We start from the raw sequence: 19,644 nt of genomic DNA, 5'->3' as shown, positions 1-19,644 counted from the left end.
CCTGCCGGTCGGGAACCGTGCAGGAAGAAGACGCGACGCAGCCGGCCGCCGCCCCCGCAAGGATCCGCAGCCGGGCCTACTCAAGACACGCAGGAGCAAGTGGTGATCGAAGAGACCCTCCTCGAGGCCGAGGAGAAGATGGAGAAGGCCGTCGTGGTCGCCAAGGAGGACTTCGCCGCGATCCGCACCGGCCGTGCGCACCCGGCGATGTTCAACAAGATCGTGGCCGACTACTACGGCGCGCCGACGCCGATCAACCAGCTGGCTTCGTTCTCCGTGCCGGAGCCGCGCATGGCGGTCGTGACCCCGTTCGACAAGAGCGCGCTGCGCAACATCGAGCAGGCGATCCGCGACTCCGACCTGGGCGTCAACCCGAGCAACGACGGCAACATCATCCGAGTGGTGTTCCCCGAACTCACCGAGGAGCGCCGCCGCGACTACATCAAGGTCGCCAAGAGCAAGGGCGAGGACGCCAAGGTGTCCATCCGCTCGGTCCGTCGCAAGGCCAAGGACGCGATCGACAAGCTCGTCAAGGACGGCGAGGTCGGCGAGGACGAGGGCCGCCGTGCGGAGAAGGAGCTCGACGACACCACCGCGAAGTACGTCGCCCAGGTGGACGAGCTCCTGAAGCACAAGGAAGCGGAGCTGCTCGAGGTCTGATGAACGACTCTTCCTGGGGCTCACCGCCACACGCCGGGTCGCGGGCCGGGTACTGGGGGCCCGTCGACCAGGGGCCTGCCCAGGGGGCCGCCCCGGCGGGTCCCGCGTACGATGCGCCTGAGGCGCAGCAGACTCGCCCCATGCCCATCGTCCCCGACGTACCCGCGCACGGCGGAAACCAGGATGACGACCGGGGGGCCGCTCGGCTGGGCGGCCCCTTGTTCCCAGACGAGAACTACGGCAACGCGCCCGGTGCCGGCGAGCCCCACGGCCGCGCCGCCCGGAGCGACGACACCCCGACGGCACAGCCCTCTGCGGCGGTGCCGCAGAATCCGGAGCCCATGCCCGACGCCCCTCACCCGGCGCCCGCACCGCAGAAGAAGAGCGCGGGCCGAGACCTGGGCGCGGCCATAGGAGTCGGGGTCGGGCTCGGCGCGGTGATCATCGCGTCGCTGTTCGTCGTCAAGGCCGTGTTCGTCGGCGTGATAGCGGTCGCCGTCGTCGTCGGCCTGTGGGAGCTGACCAGCAGGCTGCAGGAGCGCAAGGACATCAAGGCGCCGCTCGTACCGCTCGCGGTCGGCGGCGCCGCGATGGTCGTCGCCGGATACGTCCGGGGGCCGGAGGGCGCCTGGGTCGCCATGGCCCTCACCGCGCTCGCGGTGCTGGTCTGGCGGATGACGGAACCGCCCGAGGGATATCTGAAGGACGTCACGGCCGGCGTCTTCGCGGCCTTCTACGTTCCGTTCCTGGCCACGTTCGTCGCGCTGATGCTCACCGCCGACGACGGAGCGTTCCGCGTCATGACGTTCCTGCTGCTGACGGTCGTCAGTGACACGGGCGCGTACGCGGTCGGCTGGCGCTTCGGCAGGACCAAGCTCGCCCCGCGCATCAGCCCGGGCAAGACCCGCGAGGGCCTGCTCGGCGCGGTGTCGTTCGCGATGGTCGCCGGCGCGCTGTGCATGCAGTTCCTGATCGACGACGGCACCTGGTGGCAGGGTCTGCTGCTCGGTTTCGCCGTCGCGGCCAGCGCCACGCTCGGCGACCTCGGCGAGTCCATGATCAAGCGGGACCTGGGCATCAAGGACATGGGCACGCTGCTTCCGGGCCACGGCGGCATCATGGACCGGCTGGACTCACTGCTGCCGACGGCTCCGGTCGTCTGGCTGCTGCTCGTGCTGTTCGTGGGTTCCGGCTGACCCACGGCGTGACCGGCCCGGGCGTGTGCAGCGCCTGACGGCTTGTGCGGGCCCCCGTCCTGTTCTCCAGGGCGGGGGCCCGCTGCCGTGGCCCGGCGGGCGGTCGAGTGGGACGATTCTGTTGAGGGGACGGGAATCCGGTCCCTCGGGGGAATCTCCCGAAAGGGGGCGGGCTTCATGTCCGACTTCACTGAATCGATCGACGTCGACCGCAGCCCCGAGGACGTCTGGGCGTATGTGATCGACCCGTCCCATCTGCCGGAATGGCAGCAGAGTGCGGTCTCGGCGGAGGCGCTCGACCCCGGGCCCGTCGGTGTCGGCTCCCGGGTACGGGTCACCCGGCACGTCGGCCGCCGCGAGATGCCGATGACCATGGAGTACACCGAGTACGACCCACCGCACGCCTGGGGTCTGAAGGGCGTCGACGGACCGATCCGCGGCAGGATGCACGGTGAGATCACTCCCCTCGACGACGGCCGCCGCTCCCGGGTGACCATGGACCTCGACTTCGAGGGCAGGGGCTTCGGCAAGGTCCTTCTGCCCCTCGTGGTCCGCCCCCAGGTCCGCAAGGAACTGCCGAACAACGAGCGGCTGCTGAAGAACCACCTGGAGCACGGGCCGGCGTAGGCAGGTCGGCCGGCCCATTCGCCACTTCTGTGGCCCTTGCCTCGCGGGTCGCACCGCTCACCCGCCGGTGCCGGACAGCGGTTACCGTCGACCTTCCTGTGTCGACAAACCCGATGTCCGGCAGCGTGAGGGGGACGGGTGTGACCGTGGACGCGGAACACCGGCAGCCCGGGTTCGCGCCGATGACGAGGCGATGCTGGGAGCAACACGCCCTCCATCTGCTGCGAACGGCTCGCGACGCCGCCCGGCTCCTCGGCGACCGGCGGAAGCGGGACGAGCTCGGGCGCACGGTGGACGAACTGTGGACGGCCGTCGTGGGGCTGGTGCCGAGGCTGTCGGAGCTGCCCGGCCCAATCCCCCTCGACACCGCCCACCAGACGGACCTCATCCGGCGCGCGGGCGAACTGGCGGTCCTCCTTCGTGCCTACAACTGGGCCGATGCGGACCTCACCCCGGGGGAGATGCAGGAGGCGGTCGTCGGGACCGAGCACATCGGTGAGAGGGGCGCGGCCGACGGCTTCGACGCCCTCGGCAAGCTCGTCCTGCCGACGGCCTCCGCCGAGGGCTGGGCGGCCGAGCTCGCCACCAGGGCGGCGGAGGGGAACGAGGAACTGGAGCGGGTGGTCAAGCTCTTCAAGTACCTCCTCCACCCCACGCCCCTGCTCATCCTGGACGACCTGTCGGAGATCACCGGCAAGGCAGTGCACTCCCTGAACGTCGAAAAGCTGCTCACCTGCGTGGACGACCTCGGCACGACCTTGGAGTCCGGCTGCTTCCTCGACGCGATGGGGCTGGGACCGGACGACGACGACACGGAATTGGAGGGAACGGATTCGCTCGACGGGCCCGACCCGTCAGCCGGCCGACCCGCTGACGGCCCGAAGGCACCGCCGCTGGACGTCCTGCCGGAGTACGACTACCTCAACGACGGCTGGCGCAGATGGTCGGACGGCCCGGGCCATGACGGGTTCGCCCCGGGCGGCGAAGCGAACGGCCCGGGCGGCTTCGACGTACCAGACATCTGATCCGGACCTCTGATCCGAGCCCACCCTCCCTGCTGTCTGCTCGAGGGATCCCGGGCCGGGGACCCCTTTCACCTGCGCAGACGCCACCGGAGCCCGAGCCCGGGACGACGAGGAGCGGCCGTCGGCGACGGCCCCGCACGACTCGCGGCCCGGGCCACGGGAATCGATCTGCGACACTGGTAGCGCCATGCCTAAGCCCGGAGAACTCACTTTCGTCGCCCCCCGCGGAGCCAAGAAGCCGCCGCGGCATCTCGCCGACCTCTCGCCCGCCGAGCGTAAGGAGGTCGTGGCGGAGATCGGGGAGAAGCCGTTTCGTGCCAAGCAGCTCTCGCAGCACTACTTCGCCCGGTACGCGCACGACCCGGCGGAGTGGACCGACATCCCCGCCGGCGCCCGCGAGAAGCTGCGCGAGGCGCTGCTGCCGGACCTGATGTCGGTCGTACGGCATCTGTCGACGGACCAGGGGACCACCCGCAAGACCCTGTGGCGGCTGTTCGACGGCACGCTCGTGGAGTCGGTGCTGATGCGCTACCCGGACCGGGTGACCATGTGCATCAGCTCGCAGGCCGGGTGCGGTATGAACTGCCCCTTCTGCGCCACCGGGCAGGCCGGGCTCGACCGCAACCTGTCCACCGCCGAGATCGTGCACCAGATCGTCGACGGCATGAGGGCGCTGCGGGACGGAGAGGTTCCCGGCGGGCCGGCCCGGCTGTCGAACATCGTCTTCATGGGGATGGGCGAGCCGCTCGCCAACTACAAGCGCGTCGTCGGCGCCGTCCGGGCGCTCACCGACCCCGCGCCGGACGGGCTCGGGCTGTCGCAGCGGGGCGTCACCGTGTCGACGGTCGGGCTCGTGCCCGCCATCCACCGGTTCGCCGACGAGGGCTTCAAGTGCCGTCTCGCGATCTCCCTGCACGCTCCCGACGACGAGCTGCGCGACACCCTCGTCCCCGTGAACACACGGTGGAAGGTGCGCGAGGTGCTGGACGCCGGGTTCGAGTACACCGAGCGGTCCGGACGGCGGCTGTCCATCGAGTACGCGCTGATCCGCGACATCAACGACCAGGCGTGGCGTGGGGACCGGCTCGGACGGCTGCTGCGCGGCAAGCCCGTCCACGTCAACCTCATCCCGCTGAACCCGACCCCGGGCTCGAAGTGGACGGCCTCCCGGCCGGAGGACGAGAAGGCGTTCGTCGAGGCGATCGCCGCGCACGGGGTGCCCGTGACCGTCCGGGACACGCGTGGTCAGGAGATCGACGGGGCGTGCGGTCAGCTCGCGGCCACCGAGCGGTAGTCTGAGGACCGTACACATCTTCATATTCCGACAGGGGAGCGCCACAGCGCTGAGAGTGCGGCATCCAGGTCCGCAGACCCTCTGAACCTCGCCCAGGTCATTCTGGGTAGGAAGTTCGGTCATCACTCGAGCTGTTGCGCCCTGCCCGGCGTCCCGCGCGGACCCGGGCGGGGCCGCGTCTCTTCCTGGCCAACCCCAGGAGGAAAATCCAGTGCAGAACAAGACTGTCGTGGCCGTGGCCGCCGGGCTCGGCCTGGTCGTGTTGTCCGCGTGCGGGTCGACGGACGGCAAGGAGGCGGCGGGCCCGGCGCAGTCCAGGACCGTCACCCTCGTCAGTCACGACTCGTGGGCCGTCTCCAAGGACGTGCTCGCCGACTTCGAGAAGGAGTCCGGCTACAAGGTGAAGGTCCTCAAGGACGGCGATGCCGGGCAGGCCGTCAACAAGGCGATCCTCACCAAGGACAACCCCCAGGGCGACGTTTTCTTCGGCGTCGACAACACCCTCCTGTCCCGCGCCCTCGACAACGGGCTGTTCCAGTCGTACGAGGCCAAGGGGCTGGGGCAGGTCGGCAGCGAGTACCAGCTGGACGCGCAGAAGCACCGGGTCACTCCCGTCGACTTCGGCGACATCTGCGTCAACTACGACAAGCAGTACTTCTCCGAGCACAAGCTGACCCCGCCCGCCTCCTTCGACGACCTGGTGAAGCCCGCCTACCGGAACCTCCTCGTCACCGAGAACGCCTCCACCTCCTCGCCCGGACTCGGCTTCCTGCTCGGGACGGCCGCGAAGTACGGCGACGACGGCTGGGAGGCGTACTGGAAGAAGCTGAAGGCCAACGGCGTGAAGGTGGTCGACGGCTGGGACCAGGCCTACAACGAGGAGTTCTCCGGCTCCGCCGGGGGGAAGAAGGCGAACGCCGACCGGCCGCTCGTCGTCTCGTACGCCTCCTCGCCGCCCGCCGAGGTGATCTACGGCGACCCGAAGCCGACCACCGCGCCGACCGGCGTCGCGGCCGGCACCTGCTTCCGGCAGATCGAGTTCGCGGGGCTCCTCGACAACGCGGCCAACGACAAGGGCGGCAAGGCGCTGATCGACTTCCTGGTGTCCAGGAAGTTCCAGGAGGACATGCCGCTCAACATGTTCGTGTACCCGGTGGTGAAGGGGGCGGCCGTGCCCGCCGAGTTCACGCAGTACGGGCCCGCCGCCAAGGACCCCGAGACCATGGACCCGGCGAAGATCGCCGGCCACCGCGACCAGTGGGTCAAGTCGTGGACGTCACTCGTACTGAAGTAGCCTCGGACAAGGGCGGCAGGGGGCTCGAGGGGGCCGGGCGCGGCAAGGGGAGCGCGGCGGCGCGGCTCGGTCTCATGGCCGTGCCCGTCGCGTTCTTCGCGCTGTTCTTCGCCTACCCGGTCGCCGCGATCGTCGCCCGCGGGCTCCACGTCGACGGCTCCTGGCGGTTCGGGCGGCTGTGGGACGTGCTCGGACAGTCCGACATCCGGCACGTGCTGTGGTTCACCACCTGGCAGGCGCTCGCCTCCACCGCGCTCACGCTGCTGGTGGCGCTGCCGGGCGCGTACGTGTTCGCGCGCCTCGACTTCCCGGGCAGACAGGTGCTGCGCGCCGTCGTCACGGTCCCGTTCGTGCTGCCCACGGTCGTCGTGGGCACGGCGTTCCTCGCGCTCGTCGGGCGCGGCGGACTGCTCGACGAGCTGTGGGGCGTCCGCCTCGACACCACGGTGTGGGCGATCCTGCTCGCGCACGTCTTCTTCAACTACGCGGTCGTCGTGCGGACGGTGGGCGGGCTGTGGGCGCAGCTCGACCCGCGGCAGGAGGAGGCGGCGCGGATGCTGGGCGCGTCCCGGCTGCGGGCCTGGCGCACGGTCACCCTGCCCGCGCTCGGGCCCGCCGTCGCGGCCGCCGCGCTGATGGTCTTCCTGTTCACCTTCACCTCCTTCGGTGTGGTGCAGATCCTCGGCGGGCCGACCTTCTCCACCCTCGAGGTGGAGATCTACCGGCAGACCTCCGAGATCTTCGACCTGTCCACGGCCGCCGTCCTGACGGTCGTCCAGTTCGCGGCCGTCGGCGCGATCCTCGTCGTGCACGCCTGGACGGTGCGCCGGCGCGAGACGGCGCTGCGGCTGGTGGACGCGGCCGGGACGGCGCGCCGGCCGCGCGGGGCCGGGCAGTGGGCGCTGCTGGCCGGGGTGCTCGCGAGCGTCGCCGTCCTGCTGGTGCTGCCGCTCGCGGTGCTGGTGCAGCGGTCGCTCGACGCGCCCGGCTTCGCCTACTACCGGGCGCTGGGCAGCGACGACGGCAACGTCTTCCTCGTCCCGCCGATCGACGCGATCGGCAACTCGCTGCAGTACGCCGTCGCCGCGACCGCGATCGCCGTGGCCGTCGGCGGGCTCGCCGCGGCCGCCCTCGCCCGCAGGGACGCCGGCCGGCTGGCCCGGGGCTTCGACGCGCTGCTGATGCTGCCGCTGGGGGTCTCCGCGGTGACCGTGGGCTTCGGGTTCCTGATCGCGCTCGACGAGCCGCCGCTGGATCTGCGCGCCGCCTGGATCCTGGTGCCGCTGGCCCAGGCGCTGGTCGGCGTGCCCTTCGTCGTACGGACCATGCTGCCGGTGCTGCGGGCGGTCGACCACCGGCTGCGGGAGGCGGCGGCCGTGCTCGGGGCGTCGCCCTGGCGGGTGTGGCGGGAGGTGGACCTGCCGATGGTGCGGCGGGCGCTGCTGGTCGCGGCCGGGTTCGCCTTCGCGGTGTCGCTGGGGGAGTTCGGGGCGACGGTGTTCATCGCGCGGCCCGACAACCCGACGCTGCCGGTCGCCGTGGCGCGACTGCTGGGGCGGGCCGGAGAGCTCAACTACGGCCAGGCGATGGCCCTTTCGACGATTCTGATGGTGGTGTGCGCGGTGGCCCTGCTGGTGCTGGAGCGGCTGCGGACCGACCGGACGGGGGAGTTGTGATGTTGCTGGAGCTGCAGCGCGCCACCGTGCGGTTCGGCGGCCGGGCCGTGCTCGACGAGGTCGATCTCGCGGTCGCCGAGCACGAGGTGGTGTGTGTGCTCGGGCCCAGCGGCAGCGGCAAGTCCACGTTGCTGCGGGCGGTGGCCGGACTCCAGCCCCTGGACTCGGGGCGGGTCTCGCTCGACGGGCGCGACCAGGCGGCGGTGCCCGCGCACCGGCGGGCGCTCGGGCTGATGTTCCAGGACCACCAGTTGTTCCCGCAGCGGGACGTCGGCGGCAACGTGGCCTTCGGACTGCGGATGCGCGGCATGTCCAGTGGACGACAGGGCGAACGCGTGAAGGAGTTGCTGGAACTTGTCGGGCTGCCCGGGGCGGAGCACCGCGCCGTGACCGCGCTCTCCGGCGGCGAACAGCAGCGGGTGGCGCTGGCCCGGGCCCTCGCGCCGAGCCCGCGCCTGCTGATGCTCGACGAGCCGCTCGGTCAGCTCGACCGTTCGCTCAGGGAGCGGCTGGTCGTCGAACTCCGGCAACTGTTCGACCGGTTGGGGACCACCGTGCTCGCCGTCACCCACGACCAGGGCGAGGCGTTCGCGCTGGCCGACCGGGTCGTGGTGATGCGGGACGGCCGCATCGCCCAGTCCGGCACTCCCCTCGAGGTCTGGCAGCGCCCGGCGGACGCGTTCGTGGCCCGGTTCCTCGGCTTCGACAACGTGGTGGAGGCCAATGTCACCGGGGAGGTCGCGGTCACGCCGTGGGGCAAGGCGCCGGTTCCGGCGGGTTCCGGCCAGGGCGCCCGCACTCTCCTGGTCCGTCCGGCCGGCGTGCGCCTGGTGGACGCGGGCGAGGGACTGCGCTGCACGGTCGCCGCCCGCAGCTTCCGGGGCACGCATGTCGCCGTGCATCTGCAGCCGGAGGGCGCGCCGAGGCTGGAGGCGGCGTGCGCGTTGCGTGACGCGCCGGAGGTCGGGAGCGTGGTGGGGGTGTCCTTCGACCCCGCCGAAATCGTGGTGCTGGACTGAGTCACGCCCGCCCGCCCGCGGCGAAGACGAGTGGCCCGCCCCGGATCGGGGACGGGCCACACGCGTACGTGCCTCGTGCCGGTCGGCGGCGCGGATCAGCGGTGGCTGGACCCGCGGCGGCGCATACCGAAGAACACCGCGCCACCGCCGACGACGACCAGGACGGCCGCGATGCCGACGATCAGACCGGTGTTGGAGTTGGCGCCGGTCTCGGCGAGGTTGGACTCCTGGGCCGCGGCCGAGGGGGCGTTGCTCGCGGAGGCCGGGGGCGCGGCGTCGTCGCTCGCCGAGCCGGACGGGGACGGCGACGCGGTGACCGTCTCGGCCGGCGGCGGAGCGGTGTCCGACGGCGACGACGACGGAGTCGAGGACGGCGTGGCGGTGGGGGTGGACGTGTCCGCGGCCTTGCAGGCCTTGGACGGGGTGGTCACGTTCGGGCTGATGTCGGCGTCGACGAGCTTCTTCTTCTTGCCCTCGAGAGCCAGGACGTGGACCCGGTACTCGGCGTTGGGCTCCCAGTTCTCGGCGAAGGAGACGGTGACGCCCTTCTTCGAGCCCTTGACGGTCTGGGCCACGCCGACCTGCCTCAGATCGCCGCCGTTGTTCTCGAGGAAGACGGTGATCTCGGCGGGGGTGCCCGTGGGGTCCTTGTCGGTGACGGTGATGACGCCCTTCGTGCCGTCACAGGCGGCAGCGGCGGAGAACTCGCCTATCTCGCAGGCCAGCGCGGTGCCCGAGGCACTGAGCGCGAGGGCTGCGGAAGCGGCGACGACACCGAGCGTGCGCACGGAGAGTGCGGCGGTACGGCGGGAAAGGGACACGTTTGTCCTTTACGGGATGCGCAACTGCGGGGGGTGGAGGGGGAGATGGCGCCCCCGGTGAGCCGAGTGCGTCACCATCCCCAGCAGACTCACAGGTCTATAAGCGTTCCATAAGAAGTGTCAATGCGGTGCCCCCTCCGAGCGGTTGCCTTTGCCCGCTTATTAACCACCGAGACGTTTCAACGCCTCCGGCGCTTCCTCGATCCGGTCGACGAGGGCGATACGGGACTCCATCGACCGCTCGCGGGCGAGCGAGCGCAGGAGCGGCCAGGCCGGCAGGCGTTCCGTCCAGTGCGCCCGGTCCACGAGCACCATCGGCGTCGGCTCGCCCCGCGACTCGTAGTAGTTGGGCGTCGCGTTGTCGAAGACCTCCTGGACGGTCCCGGCGGCGCCCGGCAGGAACACCACGCCCGAGGTGCAGCGGGCCAGCAGGCCGTCCTCGCGGGTGGCGTTGGAGAAGTACTTGGCGATGTGCGCGGCGAACGGGTTCGGCGGCTCGTGGCCGTAGAACCAGGTGGGGACGGCGACCGATGGGCCGCCGCCGGGACGGTTCGCGCGGACCTCGAAGGCGGCCCGCGCCCAGTCGGTCACCGAGGGCGTGAACGTCGGCGCCTTGGCGAGGAGCCGGAGGGAGTCGGTGAGCATCTCGTCGTCGAACGGCGCCGCGTACGCGCCGAGGTTGGCGGCCTCCATCGCGCCGGGTCCGCCACCGGTCGCCACCATGAGCCCGCTGCGGGCGAGTTCACGGCCGAGGCGGGCCGCACCGGCGTACTCCTCCGTGCCCCGCGCCATGGCGTGGCCGCCCATGACGCCCACCACGCTCTCCCCGACGAGGAGTTCGTCGAGGGCGTCGGATATGGCGTCGTCGTGGATCGAGCGGAGCATCGAGCCGAATATGTCGCCGTCCGCCTTCGTGCGCCGGAACCAGGCGTACGCGAGGGCGTCCGGGGTCGCCTCGTAGCCCTCGTCCAGGGACGCGAACAACTCGTCGGGGGAGTAGACGAAACCGCGGTACGGGTCGAAGGGCAGGCCCGGTACCGGGGGGAAGACCAGGGCGCCGGAGGCACGGCACTTCGTGGCCGCCTCCGGGTCCATCGGGCAGCCGAGGAAGACGGCCCCCGAGGTGTCCAGGGCGAGGAGGGCGTCCGTACGGGCCGTCAGGTCGACGGACTGGACGCGGAAGTGGGAGAGCGTGCCGTGGGCGCGGACCACCTCGTCGAACTCGGCGAGGCACTCGATCTCACGGTCGTGGGAACCGTCGAACGGCTGGGCGGGTGTCGTCGGATGCACCCGCCCATGCTAGGCACTGCCGTGCCGGCGGCCGGTCGTCCTCGGTCAGCCCTGGACGGCCGACGGGTCCATCCAGACGATTTCCCAGGTGTGGCCGTCGAGGTCGTCGAAGGCGCGGCCGTACATGAAACCGTGGTCCTGGGTCTCGCCGCTCGGCGAACCGCCCAGCGCGAGCGCCTTGTCGACCAGTGCGTCGACCTCCTCGCGGCTCCGGGCGCTCAGCGCGACGAGGACCTCGCTGGTGCGGGTGGAGTCCGCGATCTCCTTCTTGGTGAAGGTCGAGTAGAACGGCTTGGTGAGCAGCATCGCGCAGATCGTGTCGCTGATCACCACGGAGGCCGCGTTGTCGTCGCTGAACTGCGGGTTGATCGAGTAGCCGAGCTCCGTGAAGAACTTCTTCGAGGCGTCGAGGTCGTTCACGGGCAGGTTCACGAAAATCATCTGCTGGTAGGCCGGGGTGCTCATCGGGTCTCTCCCATGGTGTTCGTGTCGCTGGTGTGTGGTGCTCGAGGGGGTAGACCGGGGGGCCGCCCGGAACTCATCGGCGAACGCGCACCTTTTTCGAGTGGCGTGGCGGAGCTGCTGGACGGTGGCCGACGGGGGCGGTGGCCCGCGCCCGTAGAGGGCTCAGCCGGTCAGGGGAAGCGCCGCGAGTTCGGCCACGGCCAGGGTGAGCGGGACGAAGAGCGCCAGCAGGGCGCCGGTGCGCAGGGCGGCGGCGCCGCGCAGCGTCTTGGCCGGGGCGCCGAGACGCAGGAGGGCGGCGGTGGTGTCGGCGCGGCACTGCCTGGCCTCCACGGCCGCCGTCAGCAGCGTGGCGACCGTGCACCCCACGACCACGAGGGCGCCGAGGGCGGTGAGCGGGCCGAAGGAAGGGCCGGCGGGGCCGCTCAGCGAGGCCATCGTGTACGCCCCGGAGGCCACCGCGCAGACCACGCCCAGCGGACGGCCGATACGGGACGCCTCCTGCATCAGGCCGCGGCCCGCGAGGAGGCGCAGGGCGCCGGGGCGGACCGCCTGCAGCGCCCGGCCGCACAGGTGGGTGAGGCCGGGGCCGGCGAGCGCGAGGCCCACGACGGTGAGGATCCAGCCGAGCAGAACGGCGGCGGGACCGGCGGGCAGGCCCCCGGGAAGGGGCAGCGCGCCGATGTCCGGACCGCGGTTGGCGTACGCCTCCACGGCCAGCCCGACGGCCAGCACGGCCGTGCCCCAGGGCAGGGCGGTGGGGTCGGGGGCGGGGACGTCCTGAGGGAAGGGCATGCCGGCGGGGGACGCCGTCGCGGTGCCGGGGTCGCCGGCACCGGCCTGCCCCACGGCGGCTGCCGGGCCCGCAGGGCGGCCCGCGTCGCCCGGCGCCGGCCGCGTGCCGTTGACCGGGGTGTGGGAGCCGCCGGCGGCGACGGCGGCCGGGACGGGGTCGGCGGCGCTGCCGCCCTCGGGCCGCACGATCCGGCTGCCGAACCTGGCGTACGTGCCGAGCCTCTCCCTCGGACCCGTCGCCGTGTACGCCCCGAACCGGCCGAACATCCGCGGCGCCGACAGTGCCGCCACGCGTGCGTCCCTCGGGCAGAGCATCAGCGCCACAGCGACGCAGGAGGAGACCGGCGCCAGGGCCAGCAGAGTGAGCGCGGCCGGCAGCGGGAGCGGCCGGTTTGCCGCCAGGAAGTCCTGGGCCGCTCCGTCGAAGGGCATGCCCGTGAGGTCGCCGCGCAGATGGAGGAAGAGCAGGAGGGCCAGCATGGAACCGAGCAGCGTCGACAGCGCCGTCGTCGTCGCCGAGACGGCCATCAGGCGGAGCGGGCCCAGCCCGATCGCCGCCAGACCGGGGCGGGGACGGGTGCCGGGGTCGGTGCGGGCCACCGCCCGCGCGAAGTAGACGGTGGCGGCCAGCGGGACCGCGCACCAGGCGAGCCGGAGCGCGGAGGACGCCGCTTCCTCCGGGTGGGCCAGGGCGTGCCCGAGGGTGCACAGGAAGAGGAAGCCGGTGCCCGCCGAGGCCGTCGCCACCAGAAGGCGGCGGAACTGGACGGCGGGACGGGCGCTGCGGGTCAGACGGAGAGCGAGCACGCCGCCCCCCGGCCTTCCGACTCCGCGACCGGGGGCAGATGGACGGTCTTCACCCTGCGCCCGTCCAGCAGCGGCACCGTGCGGTCGGCGACGGCCGCGCTCTCCGCGTCGTGGGTGGCCAGCACCACGGTGATGCCGTGGGAGCGGGCGGCCGTCGTCAGGGTGCGCAGGACGTGGGCCCGGTCCGCCCGGTGCAGGGGCGCCGTGGGCTCGTCCGCGAACAGGACCGAGGGGGCCGGGGCGAGGGCGCGCGTGATGCAGACGCGCTGGCGCTCGGCCTGTGTGAGCTCGTGCGGGCGGCAGCGGGACCTGTCGCCGACGTCCAGGCGCTCCAGCCACTCCAGGGCGGCGACCTTGGCCCGGCGGCGGCTGGTGCCGCGCAGCATCAGGGGGAGGGCCGCGTTCTCCCAGACGTTGAGCTCGGGGACGAGGAGCGGCGCCGGGTCGATCCAGCCGAAGCGGTCCCGGCGCAGCCGTTCGCGGGCCATCGGGCCCATGGTGTGCACGGGGACGCTGTTGAACCAGACCTCGCCGCGCTGGGCGGGCGCCAGCCCGGACAGACACCGCAGCAGGGTCGTCTTGCCGCTGCCGCGCGGTCCGCTGACGGCGAGGATCTCGCCCTCCCGCACCCCCAGCGAGACCCCGCCCAGCCCGGGGGAGCCGTCGGGGTGCGTGAAGTGCAGGGAGCGTGCCCAGAGCACGTCGTTGTCCGGCGGGGCCTCCATGGCGTACACCTCGGTTCAGATCTGTGGTTCCCGTGCCCGTTCCCCCGTGCGGGGGAACGAAGGCAGGGCCGATCGGTCACTGGCACGCTAAGGAGACGACGGCGGGCATCCGGACAGCACGCGGCCCCGGGGCGCCGTTTCTCACTCGAACGGTCGACCCCGGGGCCGGTGTTGATCAGCTGATCAGGCTGATGTCACAGCTTCGTCCACGCCTCCGTCAGCGTGGCGCGCAGGATCTGTTCGATCTCGTCGAACGTCCCCTGGTCGGAGATCAGCGGCGGGGCGAGCTGGACGACCGGGTCGCCGCGGTCGTCGGCACGGCAGTACAGGCCGTTGTCGTAGAGGGCCTTGGACAGGAAGCCGTACAGGACGCGCTCGGTCTCGTCGGCGTCGAAGGACTCCTTGGTCGCCTTGTCCTTGACCAGTTCGATGCCGTAGAAGAAGCCGTTGCCGCGGACGTCGCCGACGATCGGCAGGTCGTGCAGCTTCTGCAGGGTGCGCAGGAACGCGCCCTCGTTGTCGAGCACGTGCTGGGTGAGGTTCTCGCGCTCGAACAGGTCGAGGTTGGCGAGGCCCACGGCGGCGGACACCGGGTGGCCGCCGAAGGTGTAGCCGTGCAGGAAGGTGTTGTCGCCCTTGTAGAACGGCTCGGCCAGCCGGTCGCTGACGATGCACGCGCCGATCGGGGAGTAGCCCGAGGTCATGCCCTTGGCGCAGGTGATCATGTCCGGGACGTAGCCGAACTTGTCGCAGGCGAACATCGTGCCCAGGCGGCCGAAGGCGCAGATGACCTCGTCCGAGACGAGCAGCACGTCGTACTGGTCGCAGATCTCGCGCACCCGCTGGAAGTAGCCGGGCGGGGGCGGGAAGCAGCCGCCGGCGTTCTGCACCGGCTCCAGGAAGACCGCGGCGACCGTGTCCGGGCCCTCGAAGAGGATCTGCTGCTCGATCTGGTCGGCGGCCCAGCGGCCGAAGGCCTCCGGGTCGTCGCCGTGGATCGGGGCGCGGTAGATGTTGGTGTTCGGGACCTTGTGGGCGCCCGGGACCAGCGGCTCGAAGGGGGCCTTCAGGGCCGGCAGGCCGGTGATGGACAGGGCGCCCTGCGGGGTGCCGTGGTAGGCGACCGCGCGGGAGATGACCTTGTACTTGGTCGGCTTGCCCTGCAGCTTGAAGTACTGCTTGGCGAGCTTCCAGGCGGTCTCGACGGCCTCTCCGCCGCCGGTCGTGAAGAAGACCTTGTTGAGGTCGCCCGGCGCGTGGTGCGCGAGGCGCTCCGCCAGTTCCACGGCCTTGGGGTGGGCGTAGGACCACACCGGGAAGAACGCGAGCTCCTGCGCCTGCTTGAAGGCCGCTTCGGCGAGCTCCACGCGGCCGTGGCCCGCCTGGACCACGAACAGGCCCGCGAGACCGTCGAGGTAGCGCTTGCCCTTGTCGTCGTAGATGTACGTGCCCTCGCCCCGGACGATGGTCGGGACCGGGGAGTTCTCGTACGAGGACATGCGGGTGAAGTGCATCCACAGGTGGTCGTACGCGGTGCGGCTGAGGTCCTTGGTGCTCACGGTTATCGGGTCCTCACGGTTATCGGGTTCCCCACATGTAGGTCTGCTTCTTCAGCTTCAGGTAGACGAAGCTCTCGGTGGAGCGCACGCCCGGCAGGGCACGGATGCGTTTGTTGATGACGTCCAGCAGGTGGTCGTCGTCCTCGCAGACGATCTCGGCGAGGATGTCGAACGAGCCCGCGGTCATCACCACGTATTCGACCTCCGGCATGGCGGTGAGCGCGTCGGCGATGGACTCGACGTCGCCCTCGACATGGATCCCGACCATCGCCTGCCGGCGGAAGCCCACGGTGAGCGGGTCCGTGACGGCGACGATCTGCATCACGCCCTGGTCGAGCAGCTTCTGGACGCGCTGGCGCACGGCCGCTTCGGAGAGGCCGACGGCCTTGCCGATCGCGGCGTACGGCCGGCGGCCGTCCTCCTGGAGCTGCTCGATGATGGCGAGGCTGACGGCATCCAGGTGAGGGGTGCTGCCGTTCCTGGACTCGCGGGAGTCCCTGTGCTCTGCGCTTCGACTGGCCACGAGCACACTGTGCACGAGGTCTCGACAGTTCCGCAAGGTCGAGGCGATGAAATTCGTTGTTTACGTGAGTGAGATCTGCGGATTCCGCAGCCCTCCTGTGAGTAGGGGTGTTGAAAACGTCGGCGGGCGGATTAGGGTGGTGTCTCAGTCAATGGACACCCCGACCGTCGCACGACGGTCACCCCCAGCAGTCAGAATCTGACAGGAGGCCGGCAGTGAGCACCGAGCTGCGTCGTCTGCGCAACTACATCGACGGTGAGTTCCGGGACGCCGCCGACGGACGGACCACCGAGGTGGTCAACCCCGCGACGGGCGAGGCGTACGCGACCGCGCCGCTGTCCGGCCAGGCGGACGTGGACGCCGCGATGGCCGCCGCCGCCAAGGCGTTCCCGGGCTGGCGCGACACCACCCCGGCCGAGCGCCAGAAGGCCCTCCTCAAGATCGCGGACGCGTTCGAGGAGCGGGCCGAGGACCTCATCGCGGCCGAGGTGGAAAACACCGGCAAGCCGATCGGGCTGACCCGGTCCGAGGAGATCCCGCCGATGGTCGACCAGATCCGCTTCTTCGCGGGTGCGGCCCGGATGCTGGAGGGGCGCTCGGCCGGCGAGTACATGGACGGGATGACCTCGATCGTCCGCCGTGAGCCGGTCGGCGTCTGCGCGCAGGTCGCGCCCTGGAACTACCCGATGATGATGGCCGTGTGGAAGTTCGCCCCGGCCATCGCGGCGGGCAACACCGTGGTGCTCAAGCCGTCGGACACCACCCCGGCCTCCACCGTCCTGATCGCCGACATCATCGGTTCGATCCTGCCCAAGGGCGTCTTCAACGTCGTCACCGGCGACCGGGACACCGGCCGGCTGATGGTCGAGCACCCGACCCCGGCGATGGCCTCCATCACCGGCTCGGTGCGCGCCGGCATGTCCGTCGCCGAGTCGGCGTCGAAGGACCTCAAGCGCGTCCACCTGGAGCTGGGCGGCAAGGCGCCGGTCGTGGTCTTCGAGGACACCGACATCGCCAAGGCCGTCGAGGACATCTCCGTGGCCGGCTACTTCAACGCCGGCCAGGACTGCACGGCCGCCACGCGCGTCCTCGTCCAGGAGTCCATCCACGACGAGTTCGTCGCCGCGCTCGCGAAGGCCGCGTCCGAGACGAAGACCGGGCAGCCGGACGACGAGGACGTGCTGTACGGGCCGCTCAACAACCCCAACCAGCTCAAGCAGGTGGCCGGCTTCATCGAGCGGCTGCCCGCCCACGCCAAGGTCGAGGCGGGCGGCGAGCGGGTCGGCGACAAGGGCTACTTCTACGCCGCGACCGTGGTGTCCGGGCTGAAGCAGGACGACGAGATCATCCAGAACGAGGTCTTCGGGCCGGTCATCACCGTCCAGTCCTTCTCGGACGAGGAACAGGCGGTCCAGTGGGCCAACGGCGTCGACTACGCCCTCGCCTCGTCGGTGTGGACCAAGGACCACGGCCGCGCCATGCGGATGTCCAAGAAGCTCGACTTCGGCTGCGTGTGGATCAACACCCACATCCCGCTGGTCGCCGAGATGCCCCACGGCGGCTTCAAGAAGTCCGGCTACGGCAAGGACCTCTCGGGCTACGGCTTCGACGACTACACCCGCATCAAGCACGTCATGACGTCTCTCGACGCGTAACGCGCCGCGCCCCAGAGGCGGTTCGGCCCCCGGTCTCTCGATCGGGGGCCGTTCGCCGTCCCGGGCGGGGCCGCTCGCCGGCGCGCAGGGATCACCACGGCTTTGCCATCTCTTTACAACCTGCCCCCGGGCTGGCTCGTCTCTTCGCTCGATTCCGTCAACGGACCGACGAAAGAGAGCGATTCATGCGACTCATGCCCCGAACGGGCCTCGCCGCCCTGGCAGTTGCGAGCGCGGCCCTGCTGATGGGCGCGGCGCCCGCGTCGGCCGACGCCGGGACGCCGACGCCCGGTCCCACCACCGCGGACCGCAGCACGACCCCGGCGCCGGCCGACGCGGGTCGCGACGCGACCCCGGCCCCCGCCCCCACCAAGGCCCCTGCCGAGGCGTCCGCCGTGCCGAGTCAGGTCGGCGCCGTACCGCGGGGCGGGGCCGACACCGGCGTCGGCGAGCCCGCCCCCGAGGGGCACGGCGGCCTGATCGGCGGCGGCGCTGCGGCCGCGTTCGCGGCGGCCGGCTCCGTCCTCTACGTCGTGCGGCGCCGGAGGGCGACCGGCGCATGAGCCCGCTCTCCAGGCGCGCCCCGGCCCTCGCGGCACTGGCGGCGCTGCTCCTCACGGGCTGCGCCGGCCACCGGGCCGACCCGGCCGCGTCGTCCGGCCCGACCACCGCGGGCAGGTCCGGCTCCTCGGCCCCGGCCGCCCGGGCAGCGCATCCCCTCGCGCGCTCGGCGCCGGTCGGGCTGCGGATCCCGGCGATCGGGGTCGACGCCCGGGTGATGCGGCTGGGGCTGGCCGCCGACGGCAGCGTGCAGGTGCCACCGGTCGAGGAGCACGACCGGGCGGGATGGTACGAGCACTCGCCGACTCCGGGACAGACCGGGCCGTCGGTGATCCTCGCCCACGTCACGGTCGGCCGGTACGGCGACGGCGTCTTCCGGCACCTGGACCGGCTGCACACCGGCGACTGGATCGTGGCGCGCCTGGAGAACGGCACGACGGCCGAGTTCGCCGTCACCGGCGTGCGGACCGTCGACAAGGCGCGGTTCCCCACCGAAGAGGTCTACGGGAACGTGGACCGGCCCGAACTGCGTCTCATCACGTGCGGCGGCCCCCGTACCGGCGACGGATACCGCGACAACGTGATCGTCTTCGCCGCGCTGAGCACCGGGCCGGGCGCCGCGTCGAGTACAGCGGGAGAACGTTGAAACGCTCACGCTCGCGGGAGAGGGCGGCGTCCGAGCTGTTCGCCGCCCTCTACCCGCGCCTCGCGGGCTGGTGCCGCCGTCTCGTGGACGACGACGAGACGGCCCATGAGATCGCCTCGGAGGCGTTCACCCGGCTCTGGGCCCGCTGGACGGCCGTGGCGGAACCCCAGGGCTTCCTCTTCGTCACCGCGGCCAACCTGGTCCGCGACCACTGGCGCAAGCTCGAACGCGAACGCAGGGCCGTGCGCCGGGTCACCGCCGAGGCCGCCGTCGCCGCGCCGGCCGAACCGGCCGACCCGTCGGTGCGGATGCTCGTGCAGTCCCTGCCGGACCGGCTGCGCGTGCCGATCCTGCTGCACTACTACGCTGACATGCCGATCAGGGAGGTGTCCGTGCTGACCGGGCGCAAGGAAGGGACCGTCAAGGCCGACCTGCACGCGGCCCGCGAACTGCTCCGCGTCCACCTGAGGAGAAGCGTTGATCACACCGGCTGACGACTTCGACGACGGCCCGGAACTCGACCCCCACGACCCCCTGACCGTCATCCTGCGGCCCGCCGCAGGCCACCTCGGCCCGCCGCCCGGCCGGTACGAGGAGATCCGCCGCGGCGCGGTCCGCCGCCGGGTGCTGCGCGCGGCCGCCGGGGTCGGCGCGACCTGCGCCCTCGCCGCGCTCGCCGTCCTGCTGCCGCTGCGGCTGACGACGTCCGACGCGCCCGTCCGCCCGGTGGTCCCGCTCGCTCCGCCCCCGGCGAGCAGCGGTCCGTCGGCCGTCCCCACCCCGTCGGCTTCGCCGCCGCCCGTCACCGAGCGCCCTACCAAGGGGGTGGACGAGCCCCCCGCCCCCGACGCCCGGGCCTCGACTGTCCCCACCGACACCGCTGCCCCCGGCCCGGAGCGCACCCACGGCCGGACCCCGACGCCGGCCGGGCGGGACACGACGGAGCTCGGGTCGAGTGCGCCCTCCGTTGCGCCGTCCGCGTCGAGTACGCGCCGGTGAGGCCGGT

Annotated in this window: 20 protein-coding genes; 13 read left to right on the top strand and 7 right to left on the bottom strand. The window is 71.8% G+C overall.

Translation table 11 applies throughout. The annotated features are described in order from the left end of the window. Positions 1 to 102: 102 nt before the first annotated feature. From frr to ACZ7DE_RS34275, 8 genes are all read left to right on the top strand, one after another. The gene (gene frr / locus ACZ7DE_RS34310; RefSeq protein WP_401312829.1) at positions 103 to 660 is read left to right on the top strand and encodes a ribosome recycling factor; all 558 of its coding nucleotides are present in this window, start codon (positions 103 to 105) and stop codon (positions 658 to 660) included. Then, a complete protein-coding gene (locus ACZ7DE_RS34305) occupies positions 660 to 1,856 on the top strand; it encodes a phosphatidate cytidylyltransferase (RefSeq protein ID WP_470768127.1) in 1,197 nt (398 codons plus the stop codon). Before frr ends, ACZ7DE_RS34305 begins: the two co-directional genes overlap by 1 nt. A 177-nt stretch (positions 1,857 to 2,033) precedes the next feature. Next, a complete protein-coding gene (locus ACZ7DE_RS34300; RefSeq protein ID WP_470768125.1) occupies positions 2,034 to 2,483 on the top strand; it encodes an SRPBCC family protein in 450 nt (149 codons plus the stop codon). Positions 2,484 to 2,623: 140 nt separating this feature from the next. Beyond that, positions 2,624 to 3,508 carry a hypothetical protein gene (locus tag ACZ7DE_RS34295; protein WP_470768123.1) on the top strand — a complete coding sequence of 295 codons (885 nt, stop codon included), beginning with the start codon at positions 2,624 to 2,626 and terminating at the stop codon, positions 3,506 to 3,508. A gap of 187 nt (positions 3,509 to 3,695) precedes the next feature. Beyond that, positions 3,696 to 4,802 (top strand): dual-specificity RNA methyltransferase RlmN, encoded by a 1,107-nt coding sequence (rlmN, locus tag ACZ7DE_RS34290; RefSeq protein WP_470768121.1) that lies wholly within the window; start codon positions 3,696 to 3,698, stop codon positions 4,800 to 4,802. Between the two features lie 211 nt (positions 4,803 to 5,013). Next, positions 5,014 to 6,096, top strand: coding sequence for a thiamine ABC transporter substrate-binding protein (locus ACZ7DE_RS34285; protein ID WP_470768119.1), 1,083 nt, complete (start codon positions 5,014 to 5,016; stop codon positions 6,094 to 6,096). A gap of 74 nt (positions 6,097 to 6,170) precedes the next feature. Next, positions 6,171 to 7,772 (top strand): ABC transporter permease, encoded by a 1,602-nt coding sequence (locus tag ACZ7DE_RS34280; protein ID WP_470768451.1) that lies wholly within the window; start codon positions 6,171 to 6,173, stop codon positions 7,770 to 7,772. Then, on the top strand, positions 7,772 to 8,791 hold the full coding sequence (locus ACZ7DE_RS34275; RefSeq protein ID WP_470768117.1) for an ABC transporter ATP-binding protein: 1,020 nt from the start codon (positions 7,772 to 7,774) through the stop codon (positions 8,789 to 8,791). The genes ACZ7DE_RS34280 and ACZ7DE_RS34275 overlap by 1 nt, the downstream gene beginning before the upstream one ends. A 95-nt stretch (positions 8,792 to 8,886) precedes the next feature. Here ACZ7DE_RS34275 and ACZ7DE_RS34270 read toward each other — a convergent pair whose 3' ends face one another. The 7 genes from ACZ7DE_RS34270 to ACZ7DE_RS34240 all read right to left on the bottom strand — a co-directional run bounded on the left by ACZ7DE_RS34270 (position 8,887) and on the right by ACZ7DE_RS34240 (position 15,791). Then, positions 8,887 to 9,612 (bottom strand): LAETG motif-containing sortase-dependent surface protein, encoded by a 726-nt coding sequence (locus ACZ7DE_RS34270; protein ID WP_470768115.1) that lies wholly within the window; start codon positions 9,610 to 9,612, stop codon positions 8,887 to 8,889. Between the two features lie 162 nt (positions 9,613 to 9,774). Then, positions 9,775 to 10,902 carry an LOG family protein gene (locus ACZ7DE_RS34265; RefSeq protein ID WP_470768113.1) on the bottom strand — a complete coding sequence of 376 codons (1,128 nt, stop codon included), beginning with the start codon at positions 10,900 to 10,902 and terminating at the stop codon, positions 9,775 to 9,777. A 45-nt stretch (positions 10,903 to 10,947) separates the two neighbouring features. Further along, complete coding sequence (locus ACZ7DE_RS34260; protein ID WP_470768111.1) at positions 10,948 to 11,367, bottom strand: VOC family protein; 420 nt, start codon at positions 11,365 to 11,367, stop codon at positions 10,948 to 10,950. A gap of 162 nt (positions 11,368 to 11,529) precedes the next feature. Then, positions 11,530 to 12,969 (bottom strand): hypothetical protein, encoded by a 1,440-nt coding sequence (locus ACZ7DE_RS34255; protein WP_470768110.1) that lies wholly within the window; start codon positions 12,967 to 12,969, stop codon positions 11,530 to 11,532. After that, positions 12,951 to 13,694, bottom strand: a complete 744-nt coding sequence (locus ACZ7DE_RS34250) for an ABC transporter ATP-binding protein (RefSeq protein WP_470768108.1) — start codon at positions 13,692 to 13,694, stop codon at positions 12,951 to 12,953. Before ACZ7DE_RS34250 ends, ACZ7DE_RS34255 begins: the two co-directional genes overlap by 19 nt. 194 nt (positions 13,695 to 13,888) lie before the next feature. Further along, positions 13,889 to 15,253 carry an aspartate aminotransferase family protein gene (locus ACZ7DE_RS34245; RefSeq protein ID WP_470768106.1) on the bottom strand — a complete coding sequence of 455 codons (1,365 nt, stop codon included), beginning with the start codon at positions 15,251 to 15,253 and terminating at the stop codon, positions 13,889 to 13,891. A gap of 19 nt (positions 15,254 to 15,272) precedes the next feature. Further along, positions 15,273 to 15,791, bottom strand: coding sequence for an Lrp/AsnC family transcriptional regulator (locus tag ACZ7DE_RS34240; protein ID WP_470768104.1), 519 nt, complete (start codon positions 15,789 to 15,791; stop codon positions 15,273 to 15,275). A 200-nt stretch (positions 15,792 to 15,991) separates the two neighbouring features. On the opposite strand from ACZ7DE_RS34240, the gene ACZ7DE_RS34235 reads away from it, so the two are divergent. The 5 genes from ACZ7DE_RS34235 (at position 15,992) to ACZ7DE_RS34215 (ending at position 19,637) form a co-directional block, all read left to right on the top strand. Further along, on the top strand, positions 15,992 to 17,431 hold the full coding sequence (locus tag ACZ7DE_RS34235; RefSeq protein WP_470768103.1) for a gamma-aminobutyraldehyde dehydrogenase: 1,440 nt from the start codon (positions 15,992 to 15,994) through the stop codon (positions 17,429 to 17,431). A 185-nt stretch (positions 17,432 to 17,616) separates the two neighbouring features. Then, the gene (locus ACZ7DE_RS34230; protein WP_470768101.1) at positions 17,617 to 17,994 is read left to right on the top strand and encodes a sortase-dependent protein; all 378 of its coding nucleotides are present in this window, start codon (positions 17,617 to 17,619) and stop codon (positions 17,992 to 17,994) included. Further along, the gene (locus ACZ7DE_RS34225; RefSeq protein ID WP_470768099.1) at positions 17,991 to 18,638 is read left to right on the top strand and encodes a class F sortase; all 648 of its coding nucleotides are present in this window, start codon (positions 17,991 to 17,993) and stop codon (positions 18,636 to 18,638) included. The genes ACZ7DE_RS34230 and ACZ7DE_RS34225 overlap by 4 nt, the downstream gene beginning before the upstream one ends. Beyond that, on the top strand, positions 18,635 to 19,132 hold the full coding sequence (locus ACZ7DE_RS34220; protein WP_470768097.1) for an RNA polymerase sigma factor: 498 nt from the start codon (positions 18,635 to 18,637) through the stop codon (positions 19,130 to 19,132). The genes ACZ7DE_RS34225 and ACZ7DE_RS34220 overlap by 4 nt, the downstream gene beginning before the upstream one ends. Then, positions 19,116 to 19,637 (top strand): hypothetical protein, encoded by a 522-nt coding sequence (locus ACZ7DE_RS34215; RefSeq protein WP_470768095.1) that lies wholly within the window; start codon positions 19,116 to 19,118, stop codon positions 19,635 to 19,637. Before ACZ7DE_RS34220 ends, ACZ7DE_RS34215 begins: the two co-directional genes overlap by 17 nt. Positions 19,638 to 19,644: the final 7 nt, after the last annotated feature.

It is taken from the genome of Streptomyces sp. NPDC037083, assembly GCF_055606485.1.
The sequence above is the reverse complement of the archived record's forward strand: the minus strand, read 5'-3'. Positions and strand labels throughout refer to the sequence as shown.